The sequence below is a fragment of the Candidatus Methylomirabilota bacterium genome (assembly GCA_036005065.1).
In the GTDB taxonomy this organism is placed as follows: Bacteria; Methylomirabilota; Methylomirabilia; order Rokubacteriales; family DASRDR01; genus DASYQW01.
Window position 1 is genome coordinate 1 of sequence record DASYQW010000235.1, and the last position, 10,025, is coordinate 10,025.

Sequence of the window (10,025 nt, forward strand, 5' to 3'; positions counted from 1 at the left end):
GGACTGGCCGGAGGCCGAGCACGCGCTGGTGAGTGCCCTCCGGGACCGGGCGGCGCGGGTGCGGCAGGCCGCGCTCACGGCGCTGTGGGATGCCGCCGGGCCCCGCGCGCGCGAGGCGCTGGACCTGGCCCTCCTGGATGATGACCCGCAGATCCGGGCCTTGGCCGCCGCGCTGGCGCGTCCCGGGGGCGGCTCGGCCGGAGCCGAGGAGTAGGGGGAGGGCGTGCTCGGGAGCGCCGTGGCTAGCAGCCGCTCGGGGACCGGGTGCCGCACCCGCGGGATCTCCTGGTTGAGCGCCCTGGTCTCCGACTCGGGCTCCACCCCGAGCTCCCGCTGCAGGACCGCGACGCAAACTGGTACTGCCGAAGCGCCGCCCCACGCTGCTCAAGCTCGGTGTGCATCCGCATGAGCGTCCGGTGCACCGGCTCCCGCAGCCGCTCCCGCTCCCCAATGGGCCACTCCTCGAGCGCCGCCGCCTTCACCGTGAGCCCCGCCAACAGGTCGCCCTGGTAGAGCCGCGCCGCCGCCTCCAGCGCCGCCGGCGTCCCCTCCTGCACCCGCTGCTCGAATTGCACACGTCGACGTCCACGGCGGCCGGGTTCAGGGGGATCGAGGAGGCCGCGGCCCGTTGGTTTGTCCCGAAGGCGGACGCGTAGTAGAGTCGCCGGTGGAAGACATGGCTCAGACGCTCCCGGCCGATCTCGCTCGCTTCGTCGAGACGCTCGCCGCGTCCTGGGGCGACAGCCTGGTCAGCGTCGTTCTCTTCGGGTCGTGGGCGCGCGGGACGGCCGGACCCGACTCGGACATCGACCTTCTGATCGTCGCCGCCAGCCTGCCGCGGTCCCGGTTCGAGCGCTTTCGCCTGTGGCGCGCTACCGCAGGAGAGGTCTCCTCCGAGCTGGCGCACAAGCTCTCGGTGATCCTGCTGACCACGGAGGAGGCGAAGGCGACGCACCCCTTCTACCTCGATCTCACCGTGGAGGGGGTGCTGCTCCACGATCGGGACGGGTTTTTTCAGGAAGTCCTCGACCGTCTGGGGCGGCGGCTCGCGGAGCTGGGATCCAGGCGCGCCACGGATCCTCAGGGCCACCCCTACTGGATCCTGAAGGAGGACTGCGCCTTCGGCGAGGCCATCGAGCTGTGAACTCGAGGCATCTGGCCGCTGACTACCTGGCGCAGGCGAAGGTCCGGCTCCAGGCCCTCGACCTTTTTCTCGATCATCAACGCTACGACGCCGTGATCCGGGAGGGCCAGGCGATCGTCGAGCTCGTGACGAAGGGGCTCCTGCGCTCCATTGGCGTCGATCCACCCCGCCTCCACGGAGCAGCGGAGCGCCGCCTTCTATGGGGACGAGGCTGGCGGAGTGCCACCCTCGAAGCTCTTCAGCCGCGACCAGGCCGAGAGTGTCCAGACGTGGGTTCGCCACCTCGTCTCCCTCTATGACCGAGCGCTCGGCGGCACGTCGGCCTGAGACGCGCCTATCCCGCATCCGCCAGCGCGACTGCGGGACTGAGCGCGCGCCCTGCCTGACCCTCCATCGACCGCCTCAGCGCGTGTCCTCGGATGACGCGACTCGAATGGCCTGCTCCACGCTCATCGCCCGCCCTTCCGCCCACGCCGCGTCGAAGGTGGTCTGGTCGAGTCGGGAGCGAAGGGCGGTGACCATGGGTGGCAGTCCCAGAAGAGGTGACGCAGGTCGGGCGGCAGGCTCACCGTGAGCCGATCATACCACGAGGCCCTCCACCCGCTCGCGCGCGACGCTCATCGCGTGAGCACCGCGACGGCGTCGATCTCGATGAGCATGCCCGGGATCGCGAACTCGCTGATCCCGATCAGCGTCGAGGCCGGGCGGTTGGCGCCGAAGTAGGCCTGGCGGACCTCGTTGACCTTGGGGCGGTCGGCGCAGTGCGCCAGGTAGACGGTGACCTTCCCGACGTCGTGGAGAGTGGCCCCGGCCGCGGCCAGGGCGAGCGTCATGTTCTCCAGGACCTGACGCGTCTGGGCGACGACGTCCCCGGCCCCGACCAGCCTCCCGTCCCGGTCCACGCTGGCCTGGCCCGAGACGTAGATCGTGTCGCCGGCCCGGCCCATATGGCAGTGTGCCCGGAGCCGGTCGGACGCGCTACCGCCAGAGGTCGGCGGGATTCAGCCGGAGGTCGGGCCAGTCAGGGTGGGAGAGGGAGGCGTCGCCCTCGGAGGCGCAGACGAGGCGGTAGGTGCCCTGCTCGGCCCGGTAGCACTCGAACCGCCGGGCTTCGGGGTCCACCAGCCAATAATGCGGGACGCCAAGGCCGGCATAGCGGCGGGCCTTGGCCGTCCGATCCTGGTTCCGCGTCGAGGGTGAGAGGACCTCGACGACCAGCGCGGGCGGCCCCTCGACGCCGCGACCGGAGATCTGAGTCGGCTCGGTGACGACGACCAGGTCCGGCTGGACGACGTCGTGAAACGACAGGATCAGATCGATCGGGGCGTCGAAGACCTCGCCGAGACCCCGGGCCTCGAAGTAGGCCTCGAGCTGGCGCTGAAGCCGCTTGGAGACGCGCTGGTGCAGGGGACTGGGCGCCGGCGCCACACAGAGCTCACCGTCGAGGAGCTCGTAGCGGTTCCGGTCGGGCGGAATCGCGGCGTAGTCGTCGTAGTCGAGCCTCTGCTTCAGCCCTGTCTCCATCGCCCTGCCCTATGTCGACTATCATACTGCGCCAGCGGCCGAACTTCATCAAGGCGCGGCCGGGGCGCGCTCCCGGGCGGGCCCGACCACCGCGACGGCGTCGACCTCGACGAGCATCCCCGGGATCGCGAACTCGCTGATCCCGATCAGGGTGGAGGCCGGGCGGTTGGCGCCGAAATAGGCCTGGCGGACCTCGTTGACCCTCGGGCGGTCGGCGCAGTGCGCCAGGTAGACGGTGACCTTCACGACGTCGTCGAGCGTGGCGCCGGCCGCGGCCAGAGCGAGCTTCATGTTCTCCAGCACCTGACGGGTCTGGGCGACGACGTCCCCGGCCCCGACCAGCTTCCCGTCCCGGTCGAGGCTCGCCTGGCCCGAGACGTAGATCGTGTCCCCGGCAAGGACCGCGTCCGAGTAGTGGCTGATCGGCTCCGAGAGTCCCTCGGCGCGAATGAGCTGGTGCCGCGGCATCGTGCCTCCTTCAGCTCGCACCGACGACGCGCAGGCCGGAGGCCCGGGCGGCTGTCGCCAGCGCGGCGTCGTGGGTCGCCATGGGTCGGATATCAAAGCTCCCCTTGCCGCTCTTCGAGCAGCAAGGCCACGACGTCGGTCTTGACCCGGAGCGGTGGCGGGAGCGGGACGGCGTGGAGACCCGCCGAGCCGGGAGGCGGACGGCGGATCTGGAGCGCCGGGCCAGGCCGCCCGTAGGGAACGATCCGGGCGATCGGGGTATCTCGGTCGAGGACCGTGAGCTCGTGGCCGCGGCGAACCCGCCGCAGGTACTCGCTGAGGCGCGCCTTCAGCTCCGCGATCCGGACTGCTCTCATGGTCAGAAGATAGCCAGAAGTGGTCACGGCGTCCAGGCCCGCGCCCGTACTTGCCAGATGGCGGCGACGCCCGTGACGAGGGCGGCCGCCGAGAGGCCGAGGGCCGCCCGGTAGCCGCCCGTCCAGTCGTAGAGGGCGCCGCCGCCCCAGGCGCCCAGCGCCTCTCCGGGGCCGCTGGCGACCGCGATCCACCCGGTGATGACGCCCACCGCCTGGCCGTGGAAGGCCGCGGTGGCGGCGGCGGTCGCCACGATGCCGCTGCTCCCCTGGGCGAGCCCGTAGAAGCCGACGAACGCGGCGAGCCACTCCCACCGGCCGGTGGCGACCAGCGCGCCGAGACAGCCGATCCCGGCGAGGCCGCTCGAATAGCTCACCGTGAGCGCGGGCGCGGGGCCGAGCCGGTCCGCGAGCCAGCCGACCCCGAGCCGCCCCCCCAGGCTCACCACGCTCACGCTGCCCAGGGCGGCCGCCGCCTGGAGCGGCGGGATCCCGGCGCCGACGGCCGCCGCCACCGCGTGCGTGTTGACGAGCGTGAACCCGAGCCCCGCGAAGAATCGCAGGAGCGCGAGCCACCAGAAGGTCGGCGTCCGGAGCGCCGTCCGGAGCGACCGCGCGCCCGCGCCAACGGCGGGGGCGGCGGCGGGGGGCTGGCGCTGGAGGGCGTTGGCGGGGATGACGAGCACGACCAGGAGCGCGGCGAGGATCTGGAGGCTCGTCCGCCACCCGAGGCGGTCGACCAGGAGCTGCGTCAAAGGCACCAGCAGGAACACGCCGGCCGGGGTCCCGAGGTCGGCCAGCGCGATGGCCTGGGCGCGGCGGCGCGGGAACCACTGGGCCACGACGACCATGTTCGGCTGGCTGGCGAGGAACGAGAGCCCGGCGCCCGCCACCACGCCGTAGGCCAGGACGAGCCACGGCAGGCTCTGGACCTGGCTGGCCCAGAGGAGGCCGAGCGCGGCGAGGGCGGCGCCGCCCTGGAACAGCCGGCGGGGCCCCCAGCGGTCGAGGGCGGCCCCGGCCAGCGGCGCGCCGAGGCCGCCCAGGAGGACGACGCCGGACTGGACCATCGCCACCATCCCGCGCCCCTCGCCGAACTCGGCGACGAGCGGGAGGTAGAGGACGCTGAAGGCCATGACGGTCCCGTTTTCGACGGCCATGGTGAGCGCCGCGACCGCCAGGCTGGTGCGCGGCCCGCTCATCTCGTCGGGACGACCGAACCCGGAGGGCGGCTACTGCGGGAGAAGCGGCGCGGCGGCGCGCTGGGCCAGCGCGAACACGGCCCCGGGCATCAGGCCCAGGTGGAACGTGGCCCAGACGGCGAGCGCGAGCGCGAGACCGGCGGCCGGCGTGAGCACCGCCCGGAGGCCCTCGCCCTCGGGCTCGCGCATGTACATGTAGACGATCAGCCGAAGATAGTAATAGGCGGCGACCACCGAGTTCAGCACGGCGATCACCGCCAGCCAGACGAGGCCGCCCTGGATGGCCGCGCTGAAGAGGTAGAACTTCCCGACGAAGCCCGCCGTCGGCGGCAGGCCGATCAGCGAGAGCAGGCAGATGGTCAGCACGAGGGCGAGGACGGGATGCCGGGCGGCGAGCCCGCCGTACTCGGGCAGCTCGACCGCTTCCTCGCCCGCCGGCTCCGGCCGCTCGAGGAGCAGGATCACGCCGAAGGCGCCGACGGTGGCGAACGAGTAGACGAGGAGGTAGTAGAGCACCGCCGCCCCCCCGAGGGCCGGGCCCGCTGCCAGCCCGACGAACATGTACCCCACGTGGGCCACCGAGGAGTAGGCGAGCATGCGCTTGAGATTCGACTGGGCCAGGGCGACGACGTTCCCGACCGTCATGGTGACGGCCGCCATCAGCCAGAGGAGGATCACCCAGTCGGGCTGGACGGCCCGCATCGCCACCAGGACGCGCAGGAGCGCGGCGAAGGCCGCCGCCTTGGAGCCGGTGGCGATCAGCGCCGCCACCGCCGTCGGCGCCCCCTGGTACACGTCGGGCGCCCACTGGTGGAACGGCACCGCCGAGGTCTTGAAGCCGAAGCCCACCAGGAGCAGCGCCAGGCCGGCCAGGATGAGCGGGTCCCGCCCGGCGCCCGGGGCGGCCAGGGCGGCGCCGAGCTGGATGATGTTCGTCGTGCCGGTCGCCCCGTAGAGGAGCGCGATCCCGTACAGGAAGAAGCCGCTCGCGAAGGCGCCCAGGAGGAAGTACTTCATGGCCGATTCGTTCCCGGTCGGGCGCGCGCGAAAGAAGCCGGCCAGCACGTAGAGCGAGAGCGACATCAGCTCGAGGCCGAGGAAGATCACCAGCAGATCGAGCGCGGAGGCCATCAGCATCATGCCCACCGCGGCGAAGAGGACCAGGATGTAGTACTCCCCGGCCTCGATGCCCTGGCGGCGGACATACCCGACGGAGAGGAGGAGCACGAGCGCCGTGGAGAGGCAGAAGACCGCGTTGAGGAACAGCGCGAAGTCGTCGAGGACCACCATCCGCTGGAACGTCGACGCCGGGCCGCCCCAGAGGATCGCCGACGCCAGGAGCGCGCCTGCCAGGCCCAGCACGCCGGCGGCGGCCAGGTGTCCCTTGCGGTTCTGCGGGGGGGCCAGATCGAGGAGGAGCACCGCGAAGCCGGCGCCCGTCACGATGAGGAGAGGCGCCAGGACCGGCCAGCTGAGCGGGGGCAGCGCGATCGGCATGTCAGTCCAGCTTGGGGCGGGAGCGCCTGCTGCCGCTCCCCCCCAAACCCCCCCACCAGCAGCCCGGTGCTCGCCGTCGCCCCTGCACAGCCACGTCCCGCATCAATGCCTTCACGAGCCTCAGGGGAGCCACCAGGCGCCGATCGGCAGCCCTGCCTTGGCCTTCACGACGGCGATGAGCTCCGCGACCGACGCCTCCATCACGGCGGTGAACGGCTTGGGATACACCCCGACCCAGAGGATCAGGAGGAGGATGGGCGCCAGCGTCGCGATCTCCCGCGCGCCGAGATCGGGCAGGTGCCGCGACTCCTCGTGGCGCACCGGGCCGAAGGCCACCCGCTGGTACATCCACAGCATGTAGACCGCCGCGAAGATGATGCCCAGCGTCCCCAGGACCGCGAAGAGCCGGCTCACCTGGAAGGCGCCGACCAGGATCAGGAACTCCCCGACGAACCCGTTGAGCCCCGGCAGCCCGATCGACGAGAGCGTGACGAAGAGGAACACGGCCGAGAAGAGCGGCACCACGGCCCAGAGCCCCCCGAAGTCGGCGATCAGGCGGGAGTGTCGCCGCTCGTAGATCATGCCGACCAGGAGGAAGAGGGCCCCGGTGGAGAGGCCGTGGTTCACCATCTGGAGGATCCCGCCCTGCACGCCCTGGGCGTTCAGGGCAAAGAGCCCCAGCATCACGAAGCCCAGATGGCTCACCGACGAGTACGCGATGAGCTTCTTGAGGTCGGGCTGGACCATCGAGACCCAGGCGCCGTAGAGAATGCCGATCACGGCGAGGACGAAGATCGCCGGCGCGAAGACGGCCGAGGCGTGGGGGAACAGCGGCAGGCAGAACCGGACGAAGCCGTAGGTCCCCATCTTCAGGAGCACCCCGGCCAGGATCACGCTACCCGCGGTCGGCGCCTCGACGTGGGCGTCGGGGAGCCAGGTGTGGAACGGGAACATCGGCACCTTGATGGCGAAGGCCAGGGCGAAGGCGAGGAAGAGCGGGACCTGGATACCCGGCTCCAGGGTCATCCGGGCGATGGTCGGGTAGTCGAACGTGTAGACCCCGGTCTGGCGGCCCTGGAGGTAGTAGAGGACGAGGATGGCCAGCAGCATCAGCGCCGAGCCCAGCATCGTGTAGAGGATGAACTTCACCGCCGCGTAGATCCGCCGGGGGCCGCCCCAGACCCCGATGACGAGGTACATCGGGATCAGCATCGCCTCCCAGAAGACGAAGAAGAGGAAGAGGTCGAGGGCCACGAAGACCCCCAGCATCGCCGTCTCCAGGAGCAGCATGGCGATCAGGAACTCCTTCACGCGGGTGGTGATCTGGGACCAGGCGGAGAGGAGGCAGAGCGGCATGAGGAACGTCGTCAGGAGGACCAGCAGCAGGCTGATACCGTCGACGCCGAGATGGTAGGTGATCCCCGAGACCGGGATCCAGGCGTAGCGCTCGACGAACTGCATCCCGGACCGGCCCCTCTCGAACAGGATCCAGAGGTGGACCGAGACGAGGAAGGCCGCGATCGAGACCCACAGGGCGACCCCGCGAAGCCGATCCTCGTCGCGCCGGTCGAGGAGGAGGAGGGTGAGGGCGCCGAGGGTCGGCAGGAAGACGATCGCGGTCAGCAGCATGGACTCAGCCCGCTGCCTCCCGTCGTCCACGCACGACCGCGTCTCGCATCCAATTCCTTCGCGGCCCTCAGCGCGGCCAGAGGAGGAGGCCCAGCAGCGCCACGACGCCGATCAGCATGGAGAGCGCGTAGTTCATGACGAAGCCGGTCTGGTAGCGCCGGAGCCCCGCCGCCGCCCGGGCCACCAGGGCCGCGACGCCGTTCACCGCCGCGTCGATCACGCCGAGGTCGAAGGCCTGCGCGCACCACTCCGCCACCCGGACGGTCGGCCGCACGAAGAGGGCCTCGTAGAGCTCGTCCACGTAGTACTTGTGGAGCAGAACCCGGTGCGCGGCGTTCTGCGGCACGCCGACCTTGCCGAGGTCGGCCCACCCGCGGATGTAGAAGAGCCACGCCACGACGATCCCGCCGAGGGCCGCCAGCACCGACACCGCCATGAGGCCCCAGGCCGGGCCGTGGTGCACCGCCTCCTGGGCCGGCCCCCGGCCGAGCACCGGATCGAGGAAGTGGCCGATCCAGGTGCCCTCGGCCCACGGGACGCCCCACAGCCCGGCCGCCGCCGCCAGGATCGCCAGGATCCAGAGCGGCACCGTCATGACCGGAGGCGATTCGTGGACGTGGTGCCCGACCTCGTGGGCCACGCGGGAGGCGCCGAAGAAGGTGAGGAGGAGAAGCCGCCACATGTAGAAGGCCGTCAGCGCCGACCCGACCAGCCCGAGCAGGAAGATCGCGGGCCGGCCCGCGAACCAGGCCCCGGCCAGGATCTCGTCCTTCGAGAAGAAGCCCGAGAACGGCGGGATCCCCGAGATGGCGATCGTCGCCACCAGCATCACGTCTCGCGTCTGCGGGAGCCGCCGCCAGAGCCCCCCCATCTTGCGGAGATCCTGCTCACCGGCCAGCGCGTGGATCACGGACCCCGCCCCCAGGAAGAGGAGCGCCTTGAAGAAGGCGTGCGTGACCAGGTGGTAGATCCCGGCCGCGTACGCGCCGACGCCCACCGCCACGAACATGTAGCCGAGCTGGCTCACCGTCGAGTAGGCGAGCACCCGCTTGATGTCGGTCTGGACGAGGCCGATGGTGGCGGCGAACACGGCCGTGACGACGCCGATCCAGGCCACCACGTCGAGGGCCACCCCCGACCGCTCGAAGAGCGCGTGGGCCCGGACCACCATGTAGACGCCCGCCGTCACCATGGTCGCCGCGTGAATCAGCGCGGAGACGGGGGTCGGGCCCTCCATCGCGTCGGGGAGCCAGGTGTGGAGCGGGAGCTGGGCGGACTTGCCACAGGCGCCCAGGAAGAGCAGGAGACTGATGGCGGTCGCCGTTCCCACCGTCAGGATGGGCGCCCTGGCAAAGACCTCCGTGTACTCGAGCGTCCCGAGCGTCGTCCAGATCAGCATGACCCCGAGGCCGAAGCCGAAGTCGCCCACCCGGTTCACGATGAACGCTTTCTTCCCCGCGTCGGCCGCCGATTCCCGCGTGTACCAGAAGCCGATCAGGAGGTAGCTGCACAGTCCCACCGCCTCCCAGAAGACGTAGAGGAGAAGGAAGTTCCCGGCCAGGACCAGCATGACCATCGAGAACACGAAGAGATTGAGGTAGGTGAAGAAGCGCGGGTAGTCCGGATCGGCATGCATGTACCCGATCGAGTAGACGTGGATCAGGAAGCCGACGCCGGTCACGACGAGCAGCATGACGGCCGAGAGCTGGTCGAGCTGGAACGTCACCGGCGCCCGGAAGGTGCCGGCCACGATCCAGTCCCAGAGGGGCCCCGCGAATGTCTCGTGACCGCGCCAGACCCGCAGGAAGGCGGCCAGGGCGACGCAGAAGGCGAGCCCGACGGGGGGCACGGCGACCCAGTGGGCGCGATGGCCGAGGCGACGCCCGAAGAAGAGGTTGACGAGGGCGCCCGCCAGCGGAAGCGCGGGCATGAGCCAGATCAGATGGACCATGGCTGCGCGGGCATCGGGCGATCACACAAAGCGGCCCGGGATCACCCCGGGCCGGCTCGTGCGTGCACCCGTAGCCTAGCGGAAGGCCTCCGGGGTGTCAACGGCGGGTCGGTCACGTGTAGGGAGCACATAATCTGTCCGCTCCCGAGAGCAAATGAAGTGTCCGCTTTGCGGGCGGTAGCCGGTACATCCATGGTCAGCCAAGGAGGTGACCATGGGATGGTCGGCGGCCGCCGTGGAGCGGGCCATGACCTACC

The 10,025-nt window shown here is 70.9% G+C and carries 10 protein-coding genes; 2 read left to right on the top strand and 8 right to left on the bottom strand.

Annotated features, from left to right (window positions below; translation table 11 throughout):
* Window positions 1–214: HEAT repeat domain-containing protein (locus VGW35_17230; protein HEV8309405.1), on the top strand; the 214-nt coding region annotated here is incomplete at its 5' end.
* 462 nt (window positions 215–676) lie between these two features.
* Window positions 677–1,144, top strand: coding sequence for a nucleotidyltransferase domain-containing protein (locus VGW35_17235; protein ID HEV8309406.1), 468 nt, complete (start codon window positions 677–679; stop codon window positions 1,142–1,144).
* A 617-nt stretch (window positions 1,145–1,761) separates the two neighbouring features.
* Here the strand turns inward: VGW35_17235 and VGW35_17240 are convergent.
* The 8 genes from VGW35_17240 to nuoL form a co-directional block, all read right to left on the bottom strand.
* Window positions 1,762–2,091 (bottom strand): RidA family protein, encoded by a 330-nt coding sequence (locus tag VGW35_17240; GenBank protein ID HEV8309407.1) that lies wholly within the window; start codon window positions 2,089–2,091, stop codon window positions 1,762–1,764.
* A gap of 31 nt (window positions 2,092–2,122) precedes the next feature.
* Window positions 2,123–2,668 (bottom strand): Uma2 family endonuclease, encoded by a 546-nt coding sequence (locus VGW35_17245; protein HEV8309408.1) that lies wholly within the window; start codon window positions 2,666–2,668, stop codon window positions 2,123–2,125.
* A gap of 48 nt (window positions 2,669–2,716) precedes the next feature.
* Entirely contained in the window at window positions 2,717–3,136 is a 420-nt protein-coding gene (locus tag VGW35_17250; protein ID HEV8309409.1) for a RidA family protein, read from the bottom strand.
* Between the two features lie 92 nt (window positions 3,137–3,228).
* Window positions 3,229–3,492 carry a type II toxin-antitoxin system prevent-host-death family antitoxin gene (locus VGW35_17255; GenBank protein HEV8309410.1) on the bottom strand — a complete coding sequence of 88 codons (264 nt, stop codon included), beginning with the start codon at window positions 3,490–3,492 and terminating at the stop codon, window positions 3,229–3,231.
* A 23-nt stretch (window positions 3,493–3,515) separates the two neighbouring features.
* Window positions 3,516–4,691 (bottom strand): MFS transporter, encoded by a 1,176-nt coding sequence (locus VGW35_17260; protein HEV8309411.1) that lies wholly within the window; start codon window positions 4,689–4,691, stop codon window positions 3,516–3,518.
* Between the two features lie 30 nt (window positions 4,692–4,721).
* Window positions 4,722–6,188 (bottom strand): NADH-quinone oxidoreductase subunit N, encoded by a 1,467-nt coding sequence (locus VGW35_17265; protein ID HEV8309412.1) that lies wholly within the window; start codon window positions 6,186–6,188, stop codon window positions 4,722–4,724.
* 120 nt (window positions 6,189–6,308) lie between these two features.
* Window positions 6,309–7,817 (bottom strand): NADH-quinone oxidoreductase subunit M, encoded by a 1,509-nt coding sequence (locus VGW35_17270; GenBank protein HEV8309413.1) that lies wholly within the window; start codon window positions 7,815–7,817, stop codon window positions 6,309–6,311.
* 67 nt (window positions 7,818–7,884) lie between these two features.
* Window positions 7,885–9,768: an NADH-quinone oxidoreductase subunit L gene (gene nuoL, locus VGW35_17275; protein HEV8309414.1), complete on the bottom strand. Its 1,884-nt coding sequence runs from the start codon at window positions 9,766–9,768 to the stop codon at window positions 7,885–7,887.
* Window positions 9,769–10,025 lie beyond the last annotated feature (257 nt).

What these genes read in the sequence shown, in the direction of transcription:
- nuoL (HEV8309414.1), bottom strand. Translation starts at nt 9,768, where the DNA reads ATGGTCCATCTGATCTGGCTCATGCCCGCGCTTCCGCTGGCGGGCGCC.
- VGW35_17245 (HEV8309408.1), bottom strand. Translation starts at nt 2,668, where the DNA reads ATGGAGACAGGGCTGAAGCAGAGGCTCGACTACGACGACTACGCCGCG.
- VGW35_17265 (HEV8309412.1), bottom strand. Translation starts at nt 6,188, where the DNA reads ATGCCGATCGCGCTGCCCCCGCTCAGCTGGCCGGTCCTGGCGCCTCTC.
- VGW35_17260 (HEV8309411.1), bottom strand. Translation starts at nt 4,691, where the DNA reads ATGAGCGGGCCGCGCACCAGCCTGGCGGTCGCGGCGCTCACCATGGCC.
- VGW35_17240 (HEV8309407.1), bottom strand. Translation starts at nt 2,091, where the DNA reads ATGGGCCGGGCCGGCGACACGATCTACGTCTCGGGCCAGGCCAGCGTG.
- VGW35_17270 (HEV8309413.1), bottom strand. Translation starts at nt 7,817, where the DNA reads ATGCTGCTGACCGCGATCGTCTTCCTGCCGACCCTCGGCGCCCTCACC.
- VGW35_17235 (HEV8309406.1), top strand. Translation starts at nt 677, where the DNA reads ATGGCTCAGACGCTCCCGGCCGATCTCGCTCGCTTCGTCGAGACGCTC.
- VGW35_17250 (HEV8309409.1), bottom strand. Translation starts at nt 3,136, where the DNA reads ATGCCGCGGCACCAGCTCATTCGCGCCGAGGGACTCTCGGAGCCGATC.
- VGW35_17255 (HEV8309410.1), bottom strand. Translation starts at nt 3,492, where the DNA reads ATGAGAGCAGTCCGGATCGCGGAGCTGAAGGCGCGCCTCAGCGAGTAC.